The 26136-nt window shown below is 38.3% G+C and carries 22 protein-coding genes and 3 tRNA genes; 13 read left to right on the top strand and 12 right to left on the bottom strand.

Annotated elements, in window-relative coordinates:
- The first annotated feature begins 50 nt into the window (after positions 1 to 50).
- The 3 genes from QE382_RS01915 to QE382_RS01905 are packed head-to-tail and all read left to right on the top strand — an operon-like array spanning position 51 to position 2567.
- The gene (locus QE382_RS01915; RefSeq protein ID WP_307184455.1) at positions 51 to 665 is read left to right on the top strand and encodes a tetratricopeptide repeat protein; all 615 of its coding nucleotides are present in this window, start codon (positions 51 to 53) and stop codon (positions 663 to 665) included.
- Between the two features lie 6 nt (positions 666 to 671).
- On the top strand, positions 672 to 1760 hold the full coding sequence (locus tag QE382_RS01910; RefSeq protein ID WP_307184454.1) for a sensor histidine kinase: 1089 nt from the start codon (positions 672 to 674) through the stop codon (positions 1758 to 1760).
- A gap of 57 nt (positions 1761 to 1817) precedes the next feature.
- Complete coding sequence (locus tag QE382_RS01905) at positions 1818 to 2567, top strand: LytR/AlgR family response regulator transcription factor (protein WP_307184453.1); 750 nt, start codon at positions 1818 to 1820, stop codon at positions 2565 to 2567.
- A gap of 127 nt (positions 2568 to 2694) precedes the next feature.
- Here the strand turns inward: QE382_RS01905 and QE382_RS01900 are convergent, their stop codons facing one another.
- The 5 genes from QE382_RS01900 to QE382_RS01880 form a co-directional block, all read right to left on the bottom strand.
- A complete protein-coding gene (locus QE382_RS01900; RefSeq protein ID WP_307184452.1) occupies positions 2695 to 3159 on the bottom strand; it encodes a hypothetical protein in 465 nt (154 codons plus the stop codon).
- A 7-nt stretch (positions 3160 to 3166) separates the two neighbouring features.
- Complete coding sequence (locus tag QE382_RS01895; protein ID WP_307184451.1) at positions 3167 to 3643, bottom strand: hypothetical protein; 477 nt, start codon at positions 3641 to 3643, stop codon at positions 3167 to 3169.
- A 127-nt stretch (positions 3644 to 3770) separates the two neighbouring features.
- Positions 3771 to 4901: an SH3 domain-containing protein gene (locus QE382_RS01890; protein ID WP_307184450.1), complete on the bottom strand. Its 1131-nt coding sequence runs from the start codon at positions 4899 to 4901 to the stop codon at positions 3771 to 3773.
- Positions 4902 to 5080: 179 nt separating this feature from the next.
- A complete protein-coding gene (locus QE382_RS01885) occupies positions 5081 to 5863 on the bottom strand; it encodes a CPBP family intramembrane glutamic endopeptidase (RefSeq protein WP_307184449.1) in 783 nt (260 codons plus the stop codon).
- Between the two features lie 102 nt (positions 5864 to 5965).
- The gene (locus tag QE382_RS01880) at positions 5966 to 6826 is read right to left on the bottom strand and encodes a LytTR family DNA-binding domain-containing protein (protein ID WP_307184448.1); all 861 of its coding nucleotides are present in this window, start codon (positions 6824 to 6826) and stop codon (positions 5966 to 5968) included.
- A gap of 209 nt (positions 6827 to 7035) precedes the next feature.
- Here QE382_RS01880 and QE382_RS01875 point away from each other — a divergent pair, with 209 nt between their 5' ends.
- The 5 genes from QE382_RS01875 (at position 7036) to QE382_RS01855 (ending at position 13491) form a co-directional block, all read left to right on the top strand.
- Positions 7036 to 8370, top strand: coding sequence for a metal-dependent hydrolase family protein (locus QE382_RS01875; protein WP_307184447.1), 1335 nt, complete (start codon positions 7036 to 7038; stop codon positions 8368 to 8370).
- A 229-nt stretch (positions 8371 to 8599) separates the two neighbouring features.
- The gene (locus QE382_RS01870) at positions 8600 to 9409 is read left to right on the top strand and encodes a hypothetical protein (RefSeq protein ID WP_307184446.1); all 810 of its coding nucleotides are present in this window, start codon (positions 8600 to 8602) and stop codon (positions 9407 to 9409) included.
- Positions 9409 to 10173, top strand: a complete 765-nt coding sequence (locus QE382_RS01865) for a methyltransferase domain-containing protein (protein WP_307184445.1) — start codon at positions 9409 to 9411, stop codon at positions 10171 to 10173. The genes QE382_RS01870 and QE382_RS01865 overlap by 1 nt, the downstream gene beginning before the upstream one ends.
- 9 nt (positions 10174 to 10182) lie before the next feature.
- Positions 10183 to 12324, top strand: a complete 2142-nt coding sequence (locus QE382_RS01860) for a sensor histidine kinase (RefSeq protein WP_307184444.1) — start codon at positions 10183 to 10185, stop codon at positions 12322 to 12324.
- Positions 12325 to 12405: 81 nt separating this feature from the next.
- Complete coding sequence (locus QE382_RS01855) at positions 12406 to 13491, top strand: hybrid sensor histidine kinase/response regulator (RefSeq protein WP_307184443.1); 1086 nt, start codon at positions 12406 to 12408, stop codon at positions 13489 to 13491.
- Between the two features lie 98 nt (positions 13492 to 13589).
- Here the strand turns inward: QE382_RS01855 and QE382_RS01850 are convergent, their stop codons facing one another.
- From QE382_RS01850 to QE382_RS01835, 4 genes are all read right to left on the bottom strand, one after another.
- On the bottom strand, positions 13590 to 14054 hold the full coding sequence (locus tag QE382_RS01850; protein WP_209576897.1) for a response regulator: 465 nt from the start codon (positions 14052 to 14054) through the stop codon (positions 13590 to 13592).
- Between the two features lie 244 nt (positions 14055 to 14298).
- A tRNA-Lys gene (locus QE382_RS01845) sits at positions 14299 to 14371 on the bottom strand.
- Positions 14372 to 14509: 138 nt separating this feature from the next.
- Entirely contained in the window at positions 14510 to 15271 is a 762-nt protein-coding gene (locus QE382_RS01840; protein ID WP_307184442.1) for a peptidase associated/transthyretin-like domain-containing protein, read from the bottom strand.
- 278 nt (positions 15272 to 15549) lie between these two features.
- The gene (locus QE382_RS01835) at positions 15550 to 18753 is read right to left on the bottom strand and encodes a S41 family peptidase (RefSeq protein ID WP_307184441.1); all 3204 of its coding nucleotides are present in this window, start codon (positions 18751 to 18753) and stop codon (positions 15550 to 15552) included.
- A gap of 271 nt (positions 18754 to 19024) precedes the next feature.
- Here QE382_RS01835 and QE382_RS01830 point away from each other — a divergent pair, with 271 nt between their 5' ends.
- Positions 19025 to 20212, top strand: coding sequence for an MFS transporter (locus tag QE382_RS01830; RefSeq protein ID WP_307184440.1), 1188 nt, complete (start codon positions 19025 to 19027; stop codon positions 20210 to 20212).
- Between the two features lie 33 nt (positions 20213 to 20245).
- Here QE382_RS01830 and QE382_RS01825 read toward each other — a convergent pair whose 3' ends face one another.
- The 3 genes from QE382_RS01825 to QE382_RS01815 form a co-directional block, all read right to left on the bottom strand.
- On the bottom strand, positions 20246 to 20920 hold the full coding sequence (locus QE382_RS01825) for a phosphatase PAP2 family protein (RefSeq protein WP_307184439.1): 675 nt from the start codon (positions 20918 to 20920) through the stop codon (positions 20246 to 20248).
- A 166-nt stretch (positions 20921 to 21086) separates the two neighbouring features.
- Positions 21087 to 21158, bottom strand: a tRNA-Arg gene (locus QE382_RS01820).
- 236 nt (positions 21159 to 21394) lie between these two features.
- Positions 21395 to 21475, bottom strand: a tRNA-Tyr gene (locus tag QE382_RS01815).
- A gap of 287 nt (positions 21476 to 21762) precedes the next feature.
- On the opposite strand from QE382_RS01815, the gene QE382_RS01810 reads away from it, so the two are divergent.
- The 4 genes from QE382_RS01810 (at position 21763) to QE382_RS01795 (ending at position 26133) form a co-directional block, all read left to right on the top strand.
- Entirely contained in the window at positions 21763 to 22395 is a 633-nt protein-coding gene (locus tag QE382_RS01810; RefSeq protein WP_307184438.1) for a peroxiredoxin, read from the top strand.
- An 84-nt stretch (positions 22396 to 22479) separates the two neighbouring features.
- Positions 22480 to 22794, top strand: a complete 315-nt coding sequence (locus tag QE382_RS01805; RefSeq protein ID WP_209576908.1) for a thioredoxin family protein — start codon at positions 22480 to 22482, stop codon at positions 22792 to 22794.
- The gene (locus QE382_RS01800) at positions 22775 to 23029 is read left to right on the top strand and encodes a DUF6952 family protein (RefSeq protein WP_209576910.1); all 255 of its coding nucleotides are present in this window, start codon (positions 22775 to 22777) and stop codon (positions 23027 to 23029) included. The genes QE382_RS01805 and QE382_RS01800 overlap by 20 nt, the downstream gene beginning before the upstream one ends.
- A gap of 650 nt (positions 23030 to 23679) precedes the next feature.
- The gene (locus QE382_RS01795) at positions 23680 to 26133 is read left to right on the top strand and encodes a PIG-L family deacetylase (RefSeq protein WP_307184437.1); all 2454 of its coding nucleotides are present in this window, start codon (positions 23680 to 23682) and stop codon (positions 26131 to 26133) included.
- Positions 26134 to 26136 lie beyond the last annotated feature (3 nt).

The raw sequence follows: 26136 nt of genomic DNA, 5'->3' as shown, positions 1-26136 counted from the left end.
GTAAACTAGAAAAAACAATAATAAAAATACTTACTACTAAACTAAAAATTATGAAATCGATTATTATCGTCATTATCTGCTTAATAAGCAGTACAACATTTGCACAGAGCAATTTTGAAAAAAGCATGGGGCAGGCCATGGGCTTATGGCAGTCAGGAGAGACACAAAAGGCGACAGCTCTTCTAGAACGTATTTCACAGGTAGAAAAAGACAACTGGATACCTGCTTATTACCAGGCAATGGTGTTTACAACTGCTTCTTTTAAAGAGAAAAATAAAGAAACACAAGCGAAATATATACAATCTGCGGAAGATATTTTGAACAGCACTGCACAAGACAATAATCCTGAATGGCTTATTTTACGGGCGATGAACAAGACCGCATTAATGATAACCGATCCAATGACAAAAGGTAGGGAACTGTCGCCTATCATCATAGCCCTTTATAAGAAAGCACTTGCATTGGCCCCCAATAATCCACGAGCAGTATTGGGCCTCGCAGAATTCCAAATGAACGCAAAAAAATATTTCAATCAAGATACCCGTAAAGAATGTGAGGATGTCAAGAAAGCACTATCTTTATTCAATGAACAAAAAGTCTCCATTCCCTTTGCACCATCATGGGGCAAAGATCGGGCAGAACAACTGTTAAAAGAATGCAATTAATACTTTGTGAAAAAAGCACCGTTTAAAGCAATTATACAAGCGTTATTGGCAAGCTTCGTCGTAAGCACTTATTTTGTGGTTATGGCCAAGCTTGACCATAACGATGTCCCTTGGACATCCATTATTTTTCACCCTAATATGGCCAGAGGTCTTTTATACGGATTTTTTCTTTTCCTAGGCCATAACTATCTGTCGAAATGGGTAGGGAATAAATACCCTAGCAGTAAAGATTTTGGGAAAAAGATGCTTATCTTTTATAGTGTCAGTTTCTTCCTGACCATAGTAGTCGTTTTTATTGTGAATGCTTTTTTCTCCGGCTTATTCTACCCAGATGCTACTAAAAGCTTCGCTCAACGCTTTCACCATTTTACTCATCAGCAGCGCGTTGCATACTACTTCCAAACGGCGATGATATCATGGTGCATTTCAATGATTTTTTTTGGTCTCTACTTTTATAAAAGGTTCAAAGACTATCAAATCAAGGAATCTCAACAAGAAAAGCAACTACTAACTGCACAATTTGAATCGCTAAAGAATCAACTCGATCCGCATTTTCTGTTCAACAGTCTAAATGTATTAAATAGTTTAATTGAAGAAAACCCCAAAAAGGCCAGCATGTTTACCACTGATCTTTCTAAAATCTATCGCTATGTTTTGGAGCACAAAGAGAAAAGTTTCGTCTCACTACAGGATGAGCTCACTTTTTCAACAGCTTATCTGAATCTATTAAGCCTTCGATTCGAAGCGGGAATTCAGATCGATTTAGAGATCGATGAAGAGCAGCGTAAAGGATTTATTCTACCTCTTTCACTTCAACTCCTGATCGAAAACGTGATCAAACACAATGTTGTTTCACTTAGAAAACCTCTTTTATTAAAGATTTATCGAAAAAATGATTACCTCTATGTTGACAATAATCTGCAAAAGAAGAAGGTGCTCCATGGCCACTCGGGAATCGGCCTAAAAAATATTCAGGAGCGGTATGCAATACTCTCCGATTTACCTGTGTATATTGAGGAAAGCGATACCCTGTTTTCAGTTGGGCTACCGATTATCAAAGAAATTGCACCCCACCCCCAAACTCTTCCGCTGTAACGGACACTAAATTAAGAACACAAAGATCCGACGACAAATAAGCATTCTATACAAGCCATGAAAATATTAATCATAGAAGACGAACTTCCATCAGCAAGACTACTGCAAAGAAAATTGGAGAACATGGGTTACACCGTATCTGCTGTACTGCAAACTGTCGAGGAGTCTGTAGAATGGTTTATGTCAAATACGGAACCTGATCTACTTTTTTTGGATGTGCAACTCGCAGATGGGGTTTCATTTGATATCCTCGAGCAGGTTAAGCCAAGTGCGGCTATTATTTTTACCACTGCATTCGATGAGTATATGTTACGTGCGTTTAAGCAAAACAGCATTGATTACTTACTTAAGCCGATTGATGATGAAGAATTGAAAAATGCAGTTGAAAAATTCCTTCATTTTAGGGGATCTAATACCCATTTCGACCTAATATCATTAGAAGCTTTATTTAGAAACGCTTTACCCACCTATAAGTTACGCTTTACAATAAAACTTGGCCAAAACATAAAACTAGTGACAACCCAGAATATTGAATGTATTTATAGTGAGAACAAAGGCACCTATCTCTATACCAATGAAAATGAAAATTATCTTTTGGATCAGACGCTGGACGTCCTGGTACCGCAATTGTCCCCTAAAGATTTTTTCAGGATCAACCGAAGCACTATCGTTCAATTTGATGCCATCAAAAGTATTGCTATACATTCCAATGCCCGGTTGAAAATATACCTTAAGCACTATACATCGGATGAGCTCATTGTTTCACGGGAAAGAGTCACTGCATTCAAGAAGTGGCTTGACATCTAGCCCAAAAGAGATTAGAACACTGTAGTACAATAAATTAAAATAGAAACAGACCATAATCAAAAACGATCTTGGCAAAGTAGGCTTTTGAAGTGTTTAATTAGGCTAACGAGACACAAAGAAAATCTAACTACATATTGATTCGATAATTTAGCGGAATACTGAATCGTAAAGATACTGCGAATCCCTTTATAGGGTTATAATCTTTTTTCTCATTGATTGAAAATCCATATCCAAAGTCAATATCCAATAAAGTCGCTAAGCTCAGCCCAACTTTCGGTGTTATAGTATAGGGACTAAGTTCTGTACGCAAAAACGGAGTCAGAACATATGTTTGAGGATAATAAGTTACCGCAGCCTCAGGGATGACGGCAAATTTCTTTTGAGTCCAGGTAAAGTTAGCTGTGGCATCGGCTCGCAAAATATGATCACCAACAAGAGGAAAAGCAAAATAAGCTCCACTTTTTATTATACTTCCCTTTTGAAATTGGTAGCTCAAGGTAGGGCCGATTAAGTAGTCTTGTGCTCTAACACGTCCAATAAGTGCCAATAAAATAAATACAACGAGAAAAAGATAGGGAATCTTACTTTGCATGCTTCTATTAATAAATATGAAAATTAAGCGGGATATTGACACCGACCGACACAGTAAACCCATCAATTGGCTTAAAATTTTTCTTTGTGTTATAGTCAAGTCCATAACCTATACCGAGATCAACAATAGAAAAGAGACTAGCTCCGACTTTAGGGGTTATCGTGTAAGGGGTGAGTTCTGCTTTCACAAAAGGGAACAGAACAAAATCATTTAGGTAATAGGTGAACCCCAATTCTGGAATGACAGTTGTTTTACCTCCCATCCAGCTGAAATTAGCGCCGGCATCAATTTTCATATATTGAAAATCATTAGGGGCAAACAATCCCCAGCCTGAAACTTTCAGAAAATTACCACTTTGATACTGATAACCTACGGAAGGTCCCCAAATCCATTTATTATGCTCCTTCCATGGTTGCTCTTGTGCCATAGAAGACATGGAAAACATAAAAATGATTGTAAATAATGATAATATTCTTAATTTCATCCAGCTAAATTACAAACTATAATCTAATTTTATGAATACAACAGGTACAGGTTAGAATAGTTTTAGTGGACAGAAAAATAATACAATCTAAGTATTCCGGTCAATAAAAGTAGGGCTTAGCTATTTTCTATTGCGGTAATATGCTGATTCTAATAAATTGTGATTTTTCATTTAAAGCACCTTCATCCCCCCAATAACCATTGATATGGTTAGCAGCGGTATAGATGCAACCATCTTTTCCCCAGAATATCAGGTCCTCTTTCCAAGTTGGCATCCACTTCTTAAACCTGACAAAAAGCATTGGTGAAACCTTACCTTGTTTCACGTGGAAGAGTTGTAAGTCGCCCGTGGACTCATAAGGATCAGCCAGCAAAGTCATGAGGTAACTTTTATCCGATGAAAAGAAGGGGGAGGCACCACACTCCACAATTAAATGACCGTCCAGTTTGTCAAAAAGGCGTACATCAGAACTTTCCCAATAATCCCCTTCCACTGCATAAGCATTTAGAAAATCATAATGCCCTTTGTACGAATACCGCTCTTCCAATTCACTATCGGTACCCTTATCCGTAAATATTAGTTTTTCCCCATTTTTCAAAGGCAGTTCCAATACCTTCCCATTTTTAAAATAAGACATGGTATCCTTTATCAAGTAGTCTTTCGAAGTTTTACGAGCTGCAGAAAAAGTTTGCTCATCGATCAATTCTAACCGGAGATATTTATCTAAAGAATGTCCCTTTTCATAATAGGTTTCTCGACCATTTATCGTAATAGAAACGATTAAGTTTAAATCTTTTGGTGATATTGTAATTTGGTCTTGTTTTCCCAGCTTCGACTTTGCGACATATATCTTTTCCCATCGCGTTACATCACCCTTTTCACCTTGTCCTCCTTTATAATCCCGTTGAATGCGATCCATGACGGCAACCCAATCCCCTTCCTCAGCAATAACATCGAGTTTGGTACCATAGGGATATTTTCCCAATACCGGCGCAGAGTGATCAGGCCCCTGACGAAGTTCAACGCCTGACCGATCAACCACATAGCTGCTTTTTAAAACCTTCGTCTTTTCATAGTCAATTGGCAAAGGAGGGAATTGCGCAGGGGTGATCGTATCCTTTACAGCTACTATTTTAACTATAGATGAATCTTTTGCACCTGTGCCTTTATCCTTTGTAGTGCGATCACAACTCAATGTTCCAATGGCTAAAATTGATCCGATCAAGAGCAATAGTGGTAAAAATAACAGTCTATTCATAAACATCAAGTTAGCCAATCTTATGCCAAAAAAAATACTGGTTTTCAGGGATTATTCAAGAGTTTGGGGCCACCAAAGCATCTATTGTGTCCACAACTAATGGTCAAATAATCTTAAAGAGGGTCATTTTGCAACAACACATGTACATCCACAAATGCCCTTTGAAATGAGATATACAATTAACTGTTCATCCATAAATTTCTCAACTTGACCTGTAGACCAGCATTCGTTTTCCGCGCATGCAAGATCGTCCATACAATCGCCATAAAAACAGTAAAAAAACGAAAGAAATTGCTCCATACATTTCCAGCGGCATTGTCAGCAACATCAAAAATCATCCAGGCTAAATTCATAAAAATATGAAGTGCGATCGGGATCCATAGATTGAACTTCCATTCGACATACAACCACGAAAAAAGAATACCGCCGAAGAACGTAACGCCAAATATCAAAACCAATTCTACCAAATCCTGACTCTGATAAAGGTGCAGTAAGGCAAATAGGAATGACGTCGCAAAAATGGATGGAATGAACCCAAGTCGGGTATAGCGAAAAACTAAACCAAAAAAATAGGCACGAAAGATGATCTCTTCAAAGAATCCTGAAGATACACTATTTATTAATAGCGTGTTTGGATCTATTTTGCGATTTATGGTAAAAATACAGGCGTAACCCAAGAACATCGGCAAGGTTGTCATTAGCCCAAAAGAAATCCCTTGTAGAAAAGAACCATTTAACCCGAATTTTGTGAAGATTTTATCTGATTCTTTTGGCTTAAGCAGCATTGCTCCCAAAAATAGTGGTAAAAGGCTTATAGAATAAGCGAACACATGCCCTAAAAATCGGCTAGGAATATAGTTAATTAGAGTAGATTGCAGTGTTGAAAAGAACAAATAATCAAGAATAAAATATATTCCGAAAAAAAGAAATAGTAGGAGCAGGTTTAAATTTTTAGTTTTCATCTTTTTTTTAAGCGAAATTATGCTCCAGTTTAGGAATACACAAAATTATGTGGTGTATGGCAAGTTTTAGGGATGATTGACAATAGCGCAGCTGGCCGTTGATTATAGATAGGGTCGAACGGATTCAATGGCAGACCTTGCAACGATGGCGAAATCGTCAACATCTGCAAAACGCAACAAAAAGCCTTGTGCAATTCTTTCCTTTACCAATATCTTTTCAAAATTGACAAGATATGATCGGTGACACCGGTGGATAGCCCCCGTATGTAGAAGCTGAGACAAGTGCGTCAATGTTATGCGTATCATGTGCTTCTTCAGTATACCCTCTTTTCTGAAGTAGATCATGCAATAATTGTCCATCGATTTTGCGAAAATAAAATCATCCGGCTGTAATGATAATGTTTGGCTTCCATTTGGAATACTGACTAATGTCAAAAAATGACAATCATTACCTTGACTTGATATCGCATCTGAGTTTATCGGCATTCCAATATTAAGCGGATTATTTTGTATAGGATGTGGACTACACCTATTTATTCGAAGCAAAAAATAAATCGTTCCAATTGGACTATAGAGTGACAGTGTATAAAATCCAATATAAGGGAGGTTGCTCCATTGTAGAGGAGCACCATTAATAATCCAACCATGATAGATGAAATTAAAAAAAATTGTCACCAGTAGCACAAGGGTGATACGAAACAACTCCATAGCAATCGTTTCGATTTTTGTACGTAAGACAAGAGAAACTAGTATATATGCTGCAGATAATATTGCCCCATATCCGGATAACAAAACAAATTTATGGATATGATCAAAATTGTACGTTCCAAATGGTTGAAAAACGATCAGGAAGAGATAGGCTGATAAACCGAGCAAGAAAGACAAGGTGAACAGCTCTTTTTTAGTACTGATTTTAGGAATTACACCACTTAAATAACTTCGAATGATTTTTTTATACATCATAATGGAATAAAATTAACTCTTTTTTAATGATTGCGAGTATTATTGGTTCCTATTTACCCTAAAAAAGGAGTCGAGAAAATATTTATGACGAAACATCTACATTATATTAAATTTATAGTTTAACTTAGAAGATACTTTTCGATCTGACACCAGTTCGTTGAAATCAAAATTTATTTGTCATATTATATATCACCTTAATTCTTCATACTATGCGTCTAGGTCAATTACTAACTTTATTTCTTTGTATAGTTTTTCTACAGGCTATCCAAGGTCAGGAGAAGCAGGTTTTAATAGAAAATGTCAAACTGATTGATTTTACGAGTCAAATGCTAACTTCTCCAAGGTATGTTTTAATAAAAGGCAGCACCATTCAGCACATAAGCGCATCTCCTATTAAAGCGAAAGATAACGATCTCATTAGAATTGACGGTAAAGGCAAAACACTCATGCCGGGTTTGATTGATGCCCATGTACATCTGGTATTTGGCGCTTTGACGATGCCACAGATGATGACAAATGACTTATCGGAAGAGTTCTTGTTCAATACAGTAGGCAGTTCGGCTCAACAGATGTTAATGCGTGGTTTTACAAGCGTACGTGATGTGGGTGGTCCAATATTCCCATTAAAAGCTGCCATTGATAAGGGCAAACTTTTGGGACCAAGGATATGGCCATCTGGAGCTACAATAAGCCAGACGGCGGGGCATGGTGACTTTCGTACGCCTGAGGAAAAATCACGTCGCTTTTTTGGAGTAGTCTCTCGTGCAGAACGATATGGTGCCACATTTATCGCCGACGGGCGTGCAGAGGTATTGACTGCAGTGAGAGAAAATTTGAGATTTGGAGCGAGTCAAATTAAACTTATGGCAGGCGGAGGCACCTCTTCTGCATACGATCCAGTAGATGTAACCCAATATACCCTTGACGAGATGAAAGCGGCAGTGGAAGCGGCAGAAGATTGGGGAACCTATGTCACCGTACATGCATATACACCAAGAGCGATTCAAAGAGCGATCGAAGCTGGCGTAAGATGTATCGAACATGGACAATTGCTTGACGAAGAAACGTTGCAGCTAATCGCAAAAAACAATATATGGCTAAGTTTACAAAATCTTGTGGAAGATACGCCGGATATGGATCCGCAACGAAGAATTAAGCGTAAGCCTGTCATAGAAGGTCAGGAAAAAGTATGGCCTATGGCTAAAAAATATGGCGTAAAACTAGCTTGGGGTACAGATTTCCTTTTTGAACCTGATCTGAATAAATTGCAGAATGCTTTTATATTGCGACTTCAAAAGTGGTTTACAAATGTCGAAATCATTAAAATGGTTACACACGATAATGGTGAACTTCTACAGCTTTCAGGATTAAGAAGTCCATATCCGGGCAAACTAGGAAGTGTTGAGGAAGGCGCGCTGGCAGATCTCATCCTTGTTGATGGCGATCCGCTCAAGGATCTAAAGCTGTTGACAGATCCAGATAAAAACTTTTTGGTAATTATGAAAGATGGTCAGATTTATAAAAATACCCTGCAGAAACATTAATGTTGTGAGGTGGACACTATGATGTCAAAAATATAGTTTAATAAGACAATAAAATATTTTCGATGAAATCGGTTAAAATGGCAATTTTTGCTTTTGTAGATGAAAAAAATCGAACAATTTCATCATGGAGAAGTACAGATAATTTCTTTAAGATATAAATTATTTGAAGAATAAACAGCTTTGCATTTAATTGATTAGATTTGCGTTTAAACGATAAATCAAGCATTCGGTGGCATTATTATTCAACGAAGGACGTCCAGTAGTAAGACTAAGAGCATTTCGGGCTATCGACGATCCCCAAACCTGTGAACGTTTCATAGAAGGACACGCGCATGTATTAACTGCTATAGGCGTAAAAAAGGTGACTTCCTCCAAAAATGAGTGGATGTATAATCCAGCATCATTCGTGCTGATCGTAGAATCCCTTGATGGCGACAAAGTCTATGGAGGAGTACGCATACACGTATCTGGTGGTAGCGAACCTCTTCCGATTGAACAAGCAACCGGATCGATGGATGCTAAAATTTTAGATCTTGTTTATGAGCACGCGCAACAGGGAACAGGTGAAGGTTGTGGGCTATGGAACTCGCGAGAGATTGCTGGATACGGAATTGGTAGCATATTTCTAACACGGGCTGGAGCTGCAATCAGTACACAGGTCGGCATTAAATCGCTATTTGCTTTATGCGCTCCTTATACAGTGAAATTGGCAGAAAGTGTTGGCTACAGGATCGACACCAGTGTTGGAAATAATGGTACATTTTATTACCCTAAGCTGGACCTGCTTGCAACGGTGATGATTATGCGAAACCTAGAAACCCTAACAGAAGCCGATCAAGAAAACAAAGATGCAATTCTTTCCCTTCGTAATAATTCCAATATTGTCCGCATAGAAACTTTGCGGAATAAAGAAATTGAAATCCATTATCAAATTGATATTCCGAATTTGAATCAATGGGATCTAAATGAGATTATTAAAAACCTGAAACATACATCATTAGACCATAGGCCAGATGATCGTAATTTAAATATTTTGTGATGGACAATAAGCATTATAATGCCGGATACTTGATGGATACCGGTGATTTTCTTAAACAATTGAAAATACATTCATACACTCCTTTTAATTCGATTAAAGAGGGTGTGGTTGTCGATCTTGGTTGTGGCACTGGAATGGATGCCATCAACTTGGCGAACATGCTGGGTGATAATGTACTAGTCGTTGGTTTAGATCATGATAACAACCTAATAGAGCATGCGAAATCAAGCGCTGCAAACATAAAAAATGTGGACTTCGTTCAAGGTGAGGTTTACAACCTTAGCTTTGCAGACAATTCCATCTCCGGTATTAGAATGGAACGCGTTGTACAACATCTATCGGAAGCAAAAAAAATGTTTGCCGAGGTTCACCGTGTTTTGATTGAGGGCAAACCTCTGGTTATCGTTGAGACCATCTGGAATAGTCTGACATTCTATAGCAAACACGTGAGTATTGAGGCAAAAATATGCCATTATTTGACCGATGAAAAAGTTAATAATGGCTGGGCCGGAAATAAATTAACCTCAGATCTATTAATAGAAGGTTTTAAACATGTAGAATTGCAAACATTTTGTATGGTGGCCCGCTCGAAAGAGGAAGCTAATCGTTATCTATTTTTAGATAAAATCCTTTTAGAAATGGTAGAAAAAGAGCAATTGAGCACCGCCGAGATGGAGGAATTTCAAAAAACATTGGATCAAGCTGACGAAGCTGGCTGCTTCCTTGTCTCTATGAATTTAGTTATCGCCGAAGCAAAAAAATAGCATATTGTGATGAGATGCTGGCTTAACCTAATTTTCCTATTGATCTGCACATATAGCTTTGGTGAGGTTATTATAGAACACCCAACGCAGCGTTTATTGGTCGGATATGGCCTAGAGCGCTACGAAGGCAATGGACGGCCTGACTTTTCAGATACTTCGGATTCATCCTTCCGACCTTTGGGAAGCAAAGTCCCCAATTTAGGTACGTCATCGTCTGATATCTGGCTCCGGTTGCCGATGATAAATAAGGGCAAAGATAAACTTGAGCTCCTCCTCGAGATCGCCTATCCTCTTCTTGACGAGATCGAATTATTTATTCCATCATCAGATGGGAGTTATAAATCGATCAAGTTGGGAGAACATCGCCCTTTTTCGGCTAGAAAGTATAAGGTACCCAATTACGCATTTGACATTCAATTAACAGGGAATAAGAAAACCATATTTTTTATTCGAGTTAAGAGTACCGAACAGATTATTCTACCAATCTATTTAAGTAACGAACGAAGTTTCTTAAAAGAAATGAATGATGATAGCTTATTAAGCGGTATTTATATCGGAATTGTCTGCATTATGGCAATATATAATTTATTTTTATTTTTCTCTGTTCGGGAGAGGGGATATCTATACTATGTACTATATGTTCTTTGTGCAGGAATAACACAAATGGGAATTAAAGGTTACAGTTTTCAATATTTATGGCCAAATTGGACGTATTTCGCAACAAAAGGGCCGATTATTTTTGGATGTCTATCAGGATTATGTGCCTTACTTTTTGCAGATTCATTCCTCCAATTATCCAAAAATGCCCCTAGATCACGCCGTGTGATCACATTTTTCATCGTCCTCTTTGTCATTGGCGCAATTCTAACACTGCTAAACCTTACCCAACTGGCATTTACAGTGATGCAATTAACAACGGGAGCGGGGTCTTTATTCGTCCTTTACTTATCCTACCGCGTGATGATAAATGGTTATAAGCCCGCTAAATATTTTGTTTATGGTTGGACGGTCTTACTGTTGGGCTCAGTAGTATTCTTACTTAAGGACTATGGCATCCTACAGTACAACGATTTTACAAGCAACGCTGTACAAATTGCTTCCGTTGTTGAAATGGCTCTATTATCATTCGGTCTAGCTTATAGTATAAATATCTTAAAAGAAGAGAAAGAAGCCTCGCAAGTCAGGGAATTAGCGATTTCATTAGAAAACGAAAGATTGATACGCGAGCAAAACATAGTGTTGGAACAGAAAGTGGATGAGCGCACACGTGAATTGACACAATCTAACGAGTCTCTACAAACCACGCTTACGCACCTGAAGGAAACACAATCTCAGCTTGTTGAGGCTGAAAAGATGGCGTCCCTTGGTCAGTTGACAGCTGGGGTTGCTCATGAAATCAATAACCCTATCAATTTTGTTACATCGAATGTTGCCCCATTAAAACGTGACATAAAGATGATCTGGGAAACACTGGAGGAAGTGGAACGTATCGCCTTTAAAGAAGGTATATCGGATACAGAAAAACAAATTCAGATCAAAAAATTTAAAGACGATCTAGATATTGATTATTTAAAAACAGAAGTGGATTTTTTATTAAAAGGTATGCACGATGGAGCTCACCGTACCGCGGAAATAGTCAAAAGTTTACGGATTTTTTCTCGTGTGGATGAGGATACATTAAAATTTGCCGATCTAAATGAGGGACTTGAATCAACGATGGTTATTCTCAATAGTCTATTGAATAACACAATAGAGGTTGATAAGATCTATGGAAATATGCCAAAAGTAGAATGTCATGCAGGTAAACTTAATCAAGTATTTCTAAATATTGTTACAAATGCTATTTATGCTGTAAATAAAAAATTCAATCATGAAGTTGGTGGAAAAATAAGTCTTGAGACCGGAGTTTATAGCGATGACAGTTCGGTTTTTATTAAAATCGTCGATAATGGTATTGGTATTCCAAAAGAAATTCATGAACGCATCTTTGAACCATTTTTTACAACGAAAGACGTTGGCGAGGGCACTGGTCTGGGAATGTCCATTGCCTACAATACTATTGCAAAACATCATGGTCGGATTGTTGTAGATTCAGAAGTGGGACAGGGTACAAGTTTTACACTAATCATTCCCATTCAACAAAATGATTAGTGTAACTATAAACTTAAAATAGTCAATTAACTATTATTTTTTCATATCTTTTGTAAGGGAATAAAACCATATAATAAAATTATGCAGAGTGAGTTTGAAATACTATATATCGATGACGAAGCCAACAATTTAGTTAGCTTTAAAGCGAACTTTAGATACGATTATACGATCTATACAGCATCGAACACAACTGAAGCTGAAAAGATACTTCATACTCATCCGGATATCCGTATTATCTTCTGCGATCAGCGTATGCCTGATGAGATGGGCATTGATTTTTTACACCGCATCAAAAAAGACTTCCCAAAGCCAATCCGTATTCTTCTAACAGCTTATGCCAATATGGAAACTGTAATTGAAGCAGTCAATAAAGGACATATATTTAGATTTGTTCGCAAACCCTGGATGAATGAAGAGATTGTTTCCGCTATAGAAGAGGCAAATAAATTTTATGTTGCAAACTCCATGCTTGAGGTAAAAAATCGCGAGCTACAAAAAGCTTATGATGAATTAGATAAGTTTGCTTATAGCGTTAGCCACGATCTTCGTGATCCATTGACCGGAGTTCTTTCCGCCGTGAAACTTGGGCTGGAGTTTGACAGCGTAGATCGAATTCATGAGTTGCTATCGCTAATGGATAACTCATTAGTTAGTTTAGATGCTTATATTGACAGCTTACGTGACTATTATTTACTAAGAAGAGGTGAGCTACTCCTGTCCGAGATAAATTTTGAAGAGCTCTTTGGCAATATACGTCAATTTTATAGCATGTATACGCAAAACAAAGATGTAGCCTTTGAAATTTTAGTGGATCAAAAGGAAACTTTTAATGGAGACAAGGCGCTTCTTGAACTCATTTTACATAATCTTCTTTCTAATGCTTTTAAATACCAAAGTAAGGGGCAAGAGAATCAGTTTGTCAAGCTTTCTGTTTTGGTATCAGAACGTAAAGCGAAAATAGTTGTGAGCGACAATGGAATAGGGATCTCGCCAGAGTATGTTGACGATATATTCAAACTATTCTTCAGAGCTAGTGATCAAGCTAAAGGGATGGGATTTGGACTCTATAATGTTCAAAATGCACTCTTGAAGCTCCAGGGAAAAATTGAAGTGCAATCACAACCCGATCAAGGAACGACCTTTACAGTCGTCATACCGAGCAAATAAGCGTTTTACAGTGACCACCAAAGAGAATGGAAAGCTTATCAAATGCCATAAAACATCAACAAAGCGTAAAAGCTTACTTTCCTAAACTTATCTTATTTTTACGAAAGTAGCTTTTGGCGTAACAAAAATTCCAATTGGTCGTTAGAAGTCTCTAGTTGAGAATTTGTCTCCACAATCTTTTGGCGTTCTGCATATACATCATAAGCGCGCTGAATCGTCTGATCAAGCTCCTCTTCACTCCAAGGCTTATTGAGATAATGAAAGATTTTTCCTTTATTAACAGCGTCCACAACAGCAGCCATGTCCGTATATCCTGTCAAAAGAATACGCATAGGGGCGGCATTAATTTTGATAATCTGCTCCAAAAACTCTACACCTGTCATTTCTGGCATACGTTGATCCGTAATAATAATGTGTATTTGATTGTTTTTGACAATATCGATTGCATCAGCGCCACTTATGGCGGTAAATACGGTATACTTTAGTCGAAATGTCGCTTTAAAAGAAAACAAATTGTTTTCTTCATCATCAACGTACAATATCGAAATCTTCTTGTCTTCCATAAGCTTATCTTCTGAAATACAAATTTACGCAATTAATTTCCTGAATTAATAACAGATTAAAGAGTTTTATATTTTCTTAGCAGAAAATATTCGATGACCAATACAATATTTGGGTCCCATAGCCAAGTTCTGTAACATCCCACACTAGTCGTAACATTAACCTAATAACTGAAAAAAGTAACCTCTCCGGATTATTTAGAAACAAAAAAGCCATCCTACTTACGTAAAAAGGCTTTTTTGAAAGTGACCCCGCTGAGGCTCGAACTCAGGACCCACAGATTAAGAGTCTGTTGCTCTACCAACTGAGCTACGAAGTCATTCGATAGACCAAATGTAAGATTCACCGCAGAAAAAGTCAAGTGGAAAAGAATATTTTTTTGACTTTTATGACATTCAAGCGAGATTGTTGAGGCATTTGTAATAAGCGAGCGAACTGTGAAGAGAGCACCCTTAAACTATTTGTTCCTTCGCTGTATATTGTCCTTTGTCTTTGGAACAGTTATCTTTCCCATAATCATCGGTCTAAATTCCATCTCTACAGGCTTATCCAACTGCACTTTGCCCCCTTTCTTAATCGGAATAACAACTGTTTTATAGCCGATCATTTGTGCACGAAGCTCTTGATCTACCTGAAAAAAAGCTTTTGGTATCCATAATTGAAAATATCCCTTTTCATCTGCTTCTGTGTGATAGCTTCCTAAGGTAACTTCTGTGCCCAACATGCTCACATCACTTCCAGCGCAAACAACTTTACCCCTTATACTTACTTTACGATTATCCCGATTTCCTTTTAACACAGGCTCATCATTTACGGATAGATTGCTTCGACCTTGCTGTGCTATTTTATCCTTTTTTGGTTTTGTTTGTACAACAATAACCTCTCCTGTCAATTTGTTTTGCGCCTGAGTGGCTTGAAAACTCATTGATCCGACCAACATAAGTCCTGCGGCGATACGTGTCCACCTTCCTCGCCAAATCGGATTCTTAGAAAAAGAGAGCGTGGCATCCAATTCGCGCATCAACTGATCTTCATAAAATCGGCCACATAAGCCTTTGCCGGCTTTTTTTATTTGATCAACAATTTCCTGATCATTCATCTGTGAAAAATCAACAACTATCTTTTCACATTGACTGCAGAAACGGCCTTGCTCTTGCAGGCTCATATTGTTCCATTCCGCAGAGCAAGATTCTTTTACTTGCAATATCATCTTTTCCATGTTACCTCCTGTTTATATTTTGAGAAGGGATGCAGGAAAATCAGGGATTGCATAACACAATCAACAATTAAATTATTAACAACTGACAAACAACGGGTTAAAATAAATTTACTTTAAAAAAAAGTTTTAAGACGCTTAGATAGCAGAGAATAAGATGAAACACAATCAGGTAAGAGATAAACGTTAAAAACCGAAAAAAAATGAATTTATAAAAATAGGCTGTCCAAATTTTTCCGAACAGCCTATTTTATATTGAAGCAGGGCTAGAAAAGACCTGTTTATTTTATATTATCAAGAATTTCCTTAATTGCTCTTTCCAATTGCGGGTCTTTATTTTCCATCCGATCCTGGACTGTATTTTTCACAAGGATATCCGGCGCAACTCCAGTTTGCTCGAGATCCTGACCATCCAGGGTGTAACATCCCCAAGAAGGAAGTCGATAGTTTGATCCGTCAACTAAACCTTTTGCTGACGTAAAGATAATCCAACGATAGGTCTCGTTACCAATGATTTTACCCAGTTTTAATGCCTTAAAGCCCGCTGCGGTCATTTCTGCATCGCTCAAAGATTGCTCATTAATTAACAGGACAATCGGTTTGGCTGCCGGTGCAAAATTACTTTGTGGTGCACGCTTACCGCCACGATATTGCCATTTCAGGTAAGGACGCTGAGACAAGAACCTTAAAACTTCATCATGAACATTTCCTCCTGTATTATACCTTAAGTCTAAAATAATCCCCTGTTTGTTGTTCTCCTGCTCAGCCATGTCAATCAAAAAGCGTTGCAACTCGCTATCAGACATGTTCTTCATATGGGTATAAGCAATCTTGCTCCCGCTCAACTGGTCCACCCGGCTGCGATTGTCTCTAATCCATTGGTCATAAAGCAGATCTTTAAAAGCTGCACTTGATACCGGGCGAATATTTGTCTGGATTTCCTTTCCCTTGCGATCGAGGGTCAATTGGATCTCTTCCTCCAAAGAAGGCCAGGTAAAATAATTATCTCGGTCGGCCTGTGTGTTTAATTTTGTTCCGTTGATAGCAACGAGGACATCCCCTTCTCGAATATCAACCTCTTTTTTTGCAGCCGGGCCATTTGGAACAATATAGCTAACCTTGTAGGGGTGAGTGGCATTATAAAGTACACCGATTTCATTCGTTACAAAACCAAACGGTTTACGTTCTTCCTGCCCCATTGAACTAAAACCCAAATGCGAAGAATTGAGTTCACCCAACATATCATTTAATAGAATACGCAAATCTGTCCGATCGTTTATCCCAGGAAGATACTGTTCATACCTCTTCTTAACAGCTACCCAATCTACCCCATGAAAGTGACTATCGTAGTAATTTTCCTCCAGATTGGCCCATGTTTCATAAAACATTTGACTGAATTCCTTCTCAAGATCCCGATTGAATTTAAAACTCATTGTGACTGCATCAAGTTTATTCAGATCCAGGTTATATTTCTGAATTGTTCCCCGGCTCAATACGAAGTATTTACCAGCAGCTTCTACAAATTGGCCCATGCCTCCGTCAGCGACCTTCTCGGTTTTAGATGGAGTAAACAATTCATATACGGTACGATATGCACTATATTTCCCTTCGTGATTGGATGAGTAGAACAAATAAGATTTACCTCCTTTTTGTATCACTAATGGATCGGATTGTGTTCCAAATGCCGGGCTGACTTGCTCAATCCGATCACGCAATCCTTCCAAATCCAATTGAACCAAAACAGTATTCTTTGGTTCGGCAGCCGGAGCTGTAGCTGGTTTAACCTTATTGGTATCAGCCTTCTTCTTATCCTTCGTGACATTATCCTTCTTAGATGGACTGGTGTTACTTGCAACCGTATCTTTCTTTGTAGGCGTCAAAAATAGTTCATCAAACTTTGCGCTACGATAAGGCTGATCGAAATTGGTCAATGCCATCCGGAAAATACTTGAGTTTTGCATACCGGTAGGGTAGGACGGTTTGGTTCTATTGCTCGCAAAATAAATGTATTTACCATCAGGAGACCAATATGGTGCAGCCTCCGTAACACCTGTATTTGTCAAATTTGTCGATTGCCCATTTCTCAGATTATGCACAAAGATATCTTGTTCAAAATTGCGTATAGCCGTGAACAAAAGATAATTCCCGTCCGGAGAAAATGAAGGTGAAGAATTTTGAAATGCCCAGATTTCATCTCTAACCACTGTCTGGCTTTTCAAACTTACTAAATCCAATGTACGAACTTCATCACGGCCACTGAGGTATACCGCTTTTGTTCTATCTGTGTTAAATGCAATATCACGGTTGTTGCGCAGATCTTGCGTCAATTGCCTGATCTCACCTTTACCATCTGCACTGCGCGAAAACCAGTTTTGATACCCTTGATAAGTTTGGCTAAAGAGGAGCGTTTTACTGTCTTTGAGCCATTTAACTTCCATAACGCGCTCGCCCTGCCTTGGCATCTGGCGCACAAATTTGCCTTCGATATCCGAAACGAACAGCTCGCCACGGGATACAAATGCCATCTTCTTCCCGTCTGGAGAAACATCGAAATTACTGATGTTACCCGAAATGTTAAACTCTTTCAGTTTTCCCAGTACTTGATTACGGTTCAGTGCGATGCTAGGTTGTGTTGTTTTCTTCTCATTGACATCGTAAATATAGAGCTGATAGCCCTTTTCAAATGCCACTTTACTGCCGTCAGCAGCAACGAAAGGGCGCTTGATGGATTCAGGGAAAGACGTTAACTGGGTTTTCGATTTTCCAGCGATCTGGTAGAGATTGTACTCACCATTGCTTTCGTCGGACACGTAGAATATGTTGCCTTCTTGGTCTACTGTCGGCCAAAAATCTTTGCCTACATAATCCGTATATTGTTGAAAAACTTTTGTTTTGGGATTATAGGATTTGATATCAGGATTGAAAGCTCCTTTATAGCGTTTGCGGTTGGCTGAACTATAACCTTCCCAGCTGTCATTGAACAATAATTCGCCTGAGGGTGTTGGCACCACGTTGCTGATATAATTAAAGATATGGGGAAACAATCTTGTTGCCGTCCCGCCATTCAAAGCAACCTGAAAGGCACTCATTCTATTGTAACGGGATGAGGTAAAATAAAGTGATTTACTATCCCAGCTCCAGCTGTCCACTTCATCCGAAGCATCGTGATAAGTAAGCTGACGAATATCTCCACCCGTCAGCGGCATCACATAGATGTCCATATTACCATTTTGATTGGCCGAGAATGCCAGCCATTTTCCATCCGGAGAAATGCGCGGATTGATCTCGTTTCCTTCCATTCCCGTCAGCCGAACAGCAACACCGCCTTGACTCCCCACTTTCCAAAGGTCGCCTTCGTAGCTAAATACCATTTCTTTACCATCGGGACTTAGTGTCGGATGAGACAGAAATATGGGTTGCTGGGCAATAACAGAAGCTGTTCCAGCAAAGCCCAGTAGTATACTTAAAAATAGTTTTTTTATCATGTTATTTAGAAGGCTGATAATTGTTTGCCAATACAAAGGTAAAATAGGTAGCGAACAAAACAGCATGAAATAAAGAAGATTTTAATCCGATCGTGTTTAAAATAAGCCAAATCAAATGTGTCGCATATAATTATCTTCTGCTTAGACCAACAATAAAGTAGGGGCATAGTAACTTACCTATCTCTAAATCTAAAAGTTTATGTATTTTTTGACTCAATATATTCTTTAATGAAATACTTATCCTTAACTTTGCACCCTCAAATCAGAAACTATGGACGCAACGTTAACTCACTCAGAAGAAGAACTTTATAAGAAGCGAAATCGTATAAGAATCGCGGTTTCACTTTTCTTTTTTTGCCAGGGAATTGCGTTTGCATCCTGGGCAAGTCGCATTCCAATTATTAAAGCACATCTCAAATTAAGTGAAGGGCAATTAGGTACCATATTACTAATGCTCCCCGTGGGGCAACTCGCCACGATGGCACTCTCAGGAAAGCTGGTCACAAAATATGGTAGCGCCAGTGTATTACGCATTGTACCCATTGCCTATGCGCTGGTATTATGTTCTATACCGTTTGCACAGAATGCCTGGCAATTGGGAGGTATATTGCTTCTATTCGGGGTAAGCGGTAATATGTGTAATATTTCGGTTAATACGCAAGGAGTTGCCACCGAACAGATTTTTAAAAAATCGATTATGACCTCTTTTCACGGCGCTTGGAGCATCGCAGGCTTTACTGGAGCTTTAGTCGGTTTATTGACGATGAACTTTGGACTGAATACGCTCTCCCATTTCTTACTCATATTAATCATTGTCATCGGGAATACGTTAATCAACCACAAGTATCTGGTGCCAGGAAAATCTCCCCAAAAAGAAAAACGCAGTTTCTTCGCTAAACCAGAAGGCGGACTACTTCAACTCGGTATTATTGGCTTTTTCAGTATGGCAACAGAGGGAGCAATGTTTGACTGGAGTGGGGTATATTTTAAAGAAATCGTACAAGCGCCCGAAAAATTCGTTGTCGTTGGATACGCTTCTTTTATGATCATGATGGCCACAGGTCGTTTTGTTGGCGATGCAGTCATCCGTAAATTAGGTCGAAAAAGAACGCTACAATACAGTGGACTGTTAATGTTCATCGGAATGATGACCTCGGTTATTTATCCTGAATTTATCATCTGTACCTTAGCATTTATGTTGGTAGGTATAGGCGTAGCTTGCAACGTTCCTTCGATCTATAGCCTTGCCGGACAAAACAAAAATGTTCCTTCTGGCGTAGCTTTAGCCATGGTTTCAAGCATCAGTTACCTAGGATTTTTAATGGGGCCACCTTTAATTGGCTATATTGCCGAAGCGTTTAGCCTGCGCTATTCCTACGGTATTTTTGCCTGCTTCGGCCTTTTAATGTTTTTTATGGTAGGGCGGCTCTCTTTATTTAAAGAAACAAGCCCCGCCTAATTTTTCGAAGAAGCAGCTGATCAACATTTCAATTTAAAACTTGACCTGAAGAAATCGTAGGCTAAATGACATGCGTTTACTTTTTAAAACATAGGGCATTGCCAGCAGATAAATGCAAGCCGTAACCGTGCCCAACATCGAGCCAAACCATACATCTATCAAAAAATGCTGCCCCAAATACACACGGGAGTATGCAGTTAATGCCGCAAAAACAAAGGTAAGAATCCCAAAAGATCTATTTTTTGAGACAATTGCTATCGTAGCTGACATCGCAAAGGCTGAAGTTGTATGGCCTGAAGGAAACGAATTGAAGTAGGCTACAGGCAGCCAAGAGACGACATGGAATGTTGGATCTCCATGAAATACGCTGGCCGGCCTATTCACATGGAAAAGATTTTTAAGCATACAGCAGATGACGCCCGAAAAGATATATGTACCGAGTATAGCTCGAGCACAATTCCATTGCTGCATACAGCAGTAAGCAATAAAAACAGCGATAACAAACAGACCATCCCCAAAATAGGTGTAGATGGTAAAGAGAATATCGGCCCAAAAAGCGTGGTGTGAGTTTATAAAATGAAACGAATCATTCTTGGGAACAAAAGCCACCAAAAAGGTCAATAGAACCACCCAAATGGAAAAGAAAACAAAAAAAGCAGGATTAGCTGCATATACCCTTCTAAATTGGTATACTAAAAATTTTCCCATTCGATCTATATTAAAGCCAACGATGAAATTGTTGTATTATCATTCGATTATTCTAATATAGAAATATTATTAAAAATTGACAATTCTATTACGATTTAATTTTGATGCCAAAATAAAAAGCCTACGAGACAAAAAAAGCGATGGTAATCCAACGCTTTCTTTATTGTAGCCCCGAGCAGAATCGAACTGCTATCAAATGTTTAGGAAACATCTATTCTATCCGTTGAACTACGGGGCCATTTCAGAAGCCAAACTTAATCTTATTTTATAAATAAGTCAATAGTAAGTCTCAAATCGGGACATATTTTTTACCTTAAGAAGGTCTCGACCTAAATGAGCTAGCTTTATTCAAGCCATTGACGTTGGCTATTCCCAAAAACCTCATCAAAGAATTTCATGTAACTGCAATAATTACCACGCAAACAAACTTAATACTTATACGATAAAATGGAATTTGGTAAGAAAGAAAAAATGTGGAGGGAGAAGGATTCGAACCTTCGAAGCCGAAGCAACGGATTTACAGTCCGTCCCATTTGACCGCTCTGGAACCCCTCCAGCATTGTGCTGTTCTCAAATTGAACAGCGCAAAAGTAGGTTTTGATTTGCAAAACTGCAATTATTTAAGTTCATAAATTTGTAACTGCCGCATTATTAATCTATTTATTTTTTAAAGGTATTCAATCGATCGCCTGATCATTGGATTAACGTATCATTATTATAATAAAAATTTATTGTTATAAACGAGTCAAAATAGATTTTGACGATAGTGTATTGGCAAAATCAATTCGCTTTTTGGCCGAAGTTGCCGTATCTTTGTAGCAACAAAAAAAGAAAGATATATTATGAGTTTCACAGGTAAAAGTTTTCCAAGCATTACAGTAGATGCAATCGATTATTTAGGCGATAGTTTGCAAATTAACATTTTTGAAAAAGCAGTCAAAGAAGGTAAAAAAGTGCTTTTATTTTGGTATCCGAAAGACTTCACTTTCGTATGTCCTACTGAGTTACACGCTTTCCAAGAGGCAGCTGCCGAGTTTGAAAAACGCAATACAATCTTAATCGGTGCTTCTTGTGACACAAATGAAGTGCACTTCGCCTGGTTAAACACAGCAAAAGATAACGGCGGTATTGAAGGTGTTGAATACCCGATCTTAGCAGATACAAACCGTAACTTATCAAGTATATTGGGAATATTAGATGTTCAAGAAGTTGAACACCCTGAATACGGCACATTAGCACAAGGTTCTGCTGTCACTTACAGAGCAACCTATTTGATCGACGAAACTGGTCGCGTATTCCACGAGTCGGTAAACGATATGCCTTTAGGTCGTAACGTTAAAGAATATTTACGTCTGATCGATGCCTATGCACACGTACAAAAATTCGGTGAAGTTTGTCCTGCAAATTGGGAAGAAGGTAAAGATGCCATGAACGCAGATAGAAAAGGTGTAGCTGACTATTTAGCGAAACACTAACAAAATACGAAGACGAAAAGTCTCGTCAACAGGAGTCGCTCCTGATTCCTGTTGACTTCAATCAATCACCTTAATAATAAAATCATGTTACAAGAATTAGAAAACGATAATTTACAAGAAATTGTAAATAGCAACGATATTGTTATGGTTCAATATTCCGCTACCTGGTGTGGTAATTGCAAAATAATGAAACCAAAATTCAAAAAGTTAGCAGGCGAAAATGAAAGTGTGCCTTTTGTAATCGCTGATGCAGAAAAATTTCCTGAATCTCGCAAATTAGCAAACGTGAATAATTTACCAACTTTTGCTGCCTTTAAGAATGGTAAATTGGTTAATCAAGTACAAACAAATAAGTTGGACGCATTAGTAGAATTATTCAATGAAACTTCCAGTAATTAAGCATTTAACAGAATTCATCGAGCAAAATGATGTAGACTACGTCTTAGAGACCATAGAGACACTGGAAGCATTAACAGAGGCTCCTTTAAAAGATGAGGAACTAGACGTTCTTGGTGAATTGATTTCAAACCTTTATGGAGCGGTAGAGGTTGATAAATTAATTAAAGAAGGTCATTCTAAAAAAGACGCGTTAAATTTATTTATGAAACGTGTTCTTGGTGCCATTGATAAATAGTTTTGCTTAAAAGCATGATTTTGAAACTTTCTTTAATGTGTCTAAATCTTTTTTGAACGTTTGAAGTATAGCGATGAATATCAATTCCAATTTGTCCAAACTATGAAGCAAATCTTATGACGTTGTTTATATGTCATGAAGATAGCAGTCTGTCTATTAAACAATAAGTGTCGCGGTACTATAGTCGCTTAAGCATATAGTAACGATATATTATACATTTCCCAAAAGCTAAAATGTTGACAAAATTTAGCGATGTGGAAAACTAATTAAAGTAATCTGACAGAACTCAATATTTTCTACATATATTTACTATGTTAAAGGTTGCCACTTGGAGCGAAGCGACAAAATAACTATTCTCTAAAAATTCGTTTCAGGAAAAAATATTTTAATTGTTAAACGGAAATTCCAACTTGATTGGGATTTCCGTTTTTTTTTATCTATTCCATATTATCCGTTCTAGCATCGGCAACTAAGATTTTACAGGGCTTTTACGGACAACTGAAATCTACATTTTATATTAGCCTAAGCCGAATCAGCATAATAACCTTTGCGCAATGGTATACATACGGATCAATCAAACTTTGTAAAGACTTTCAATAAAATTACAATAATCAACAATCTGTTGTTAAGCAAAATCTTTATCTTTAAAAATGCGAAGACCTTTTATCTCTGTTATCATAATTTTGGCGGGTATCTTGTCAACTTCAAGCGTTAAAGCACAAAATCCACAGTGGGATGCTGCTGAAATAAAACTTAATCTGGAAAAACTTAACACATTGGGATCGGTACTCTATTTTGCGGCACACCCCGATGACGAGAATACCCGATTGATTGCATGGTTAGCCCAAGAAAAGAAATATAAGACAGCTTACTTATCGTTAACTAGAGGCGATGGGGGACAAAATCTGATCGGAACAGAACAGGGTATTGAGCTTGGCTTGATTCGAACGCAAGAATTACTGGCTGCTCGAAAAATTGATAAAGGTGAGCAATTTTTTTCTTCCGCCTATGACTTCGGATTCTCGAAAACACCAGAAGAAACTTTCGAATTTTGGGATAAAAAACGTGTTCTTGGAGAGGCCGTATGGATCATCCGAAAATTTAGGCCCGATGTAATTATTACACGTTTTCCTCCCGATTCAAGGGGGGGCCATGGCCATCATCAAGCTTCCGCTATTCTAGCGCAAGAAGCTTTTAAAGCCGCTGCAGATCCTAATCAATTTTCAGAACAACTTCAATTTGTAAGTCCTTGGCAGGCGAAACGTCTCCTTTGGAATACGGCTAATTTTGGCGGTCAAAACAATACCCGTGAAGATCAGTTAAAAATAGATATTGGAGATTACAATTCCCTATTAGGAGCCTCCTATGGCGAGATTGCTGCCCACAGCCGCTCTTCACACAAAAGTCAAGGCTTCGGGTCGGCAAGCCAACGCGGCTCATCAATTGAATATTTCGAATTCGTCGACGGTGTACCTGCAGAAAAGACACTGCTAGATAATGTAGACACTTCCTGGAAAAGAGTGAAAAACGGCAATAAAGTCCAACCCTTAATTGACCACATTAATCAGATATATCAGATTGATAAACCGGAATTGATCATTAACGAACTGATCAAACTATACAAAATACTGGATGAAATTGATGATGAATACTGGAAAACGGAGAAGAAAAAGGAAGTTGAAAAACTGATTCTTGCTTGTGGTGGAATTTGGTTCGAAAGTGTTGCTAGAAATTCATCCTATGCCTTGGGAGATGAGATAAAAGTGGATCATTCTATTATTGTCCGCCGTCCAAATATAACAGTTGAGCTGACTCAGCTAAACGGAAATAGCATTCATGACACACTGAAAACAAATAGGTTGCAAAAAGACACTATGCTTGTCATCGCCGATAGGACAACACAACCCTACTGGCTGATGGAACCGCATGGAAAAGGTAAATTTAATATCAGTGATTTCAATCTTACCGGATATCCCGAAAATCCTGATGCTCCAAGTGTATCTATTGAAATTCGGATCAATGGCCAGCCCATCATAATCAATCAGCTTATAAAGTATAAATATACCGATCCTGTCCGTGGTGAAATTTACAACCCGATCGTAATCCTGCCACCATTAACGGCGAAAAGTTCGAGTTCTCTAGCGCTTACCCAAAATGCCCGAACGGTCAAAGTGAATCTGACTTTTCAGAAAAACGGACAAATAGGCGCTACTACATTTCATGTAAAACCCAACATACCAAAAGGCTGGGAAGTTTTACCAGCATCTTTTGATTTATCTTTTAAAGAAAGTGAACGTATAATCTCTAGGGAAATCAGCATAAAACCATCCGATGCTACCCAATCTTCCATAGATACCCTTGGGTTTCTTTTGAATAATAAAGAACGCTTGAAAGAGATAAAGTCCATTGAGTACAACCATATACCTGATATCGTTTATTTCCCAGATGCGGCTATAAAAATGAGCAACATCAACCTGATCAACGACGTAAAGAACGTCGCATACATTCATGGGGCAGGAGATCTAATTCCTGAATCGCTTGTTGCCATTGGTATAAAAGTTGATGTGCTAAGTAACGAACAGGCGTTAAAAGCAGATCTTTCCACCTATGACGCTGTAATTTTTGGTGTACGGATATTCAACGTCAATAAACAGATTGCGCAGCTTCAAAACAAAGTACTTGCGTATGTGAAAATGGGGGGTACAGTTCTAGAACAATACAATGTAAATAACGGAATGATAGCAAAAAACTTTGGCCCCTTTCCTTTTAGTATTGGCAGAAGCCGGGTAACGGACGAAAAAGCAACAGTGCATTTTGATAAAAACGATCCTATTTTCAATTACCCAAACAAAATCAGCGAAGCTGACTTTAAACACTGGGTACAGGAGCGGGGACTATATTTTGCCGAAGATATTGATAAAAGATATCGTACGCCTATTACCATGCAAGACCCGGGTGAGGCGCTACATAATGGATCATTACTAGTTGCACACTATGGAAAAGGTAAATTTGTTTATACATCTTTGTCTTTTTTCAGACAATTACCTGCAGGAATTCCCGGAGCTTACAGATTATTTGTAAATTTGTTATCAAAATCAAAATAATAG

The organism is Sphingobacterium zeae (genome assembly GCF_030818895.1).
Taxonomy (GTDB): domain Bacteria; phylum Bacteroidota; class Bacteroidia; order Sphingobacteriales; family Sphingobacteriaceae; genus Sphingobacterium; species Sphingobacterium zeae.
Note: the sequence above shows the minus strand (reverse complement) of the source record. Positions and strands in the feature narration are given on the sequence as shown.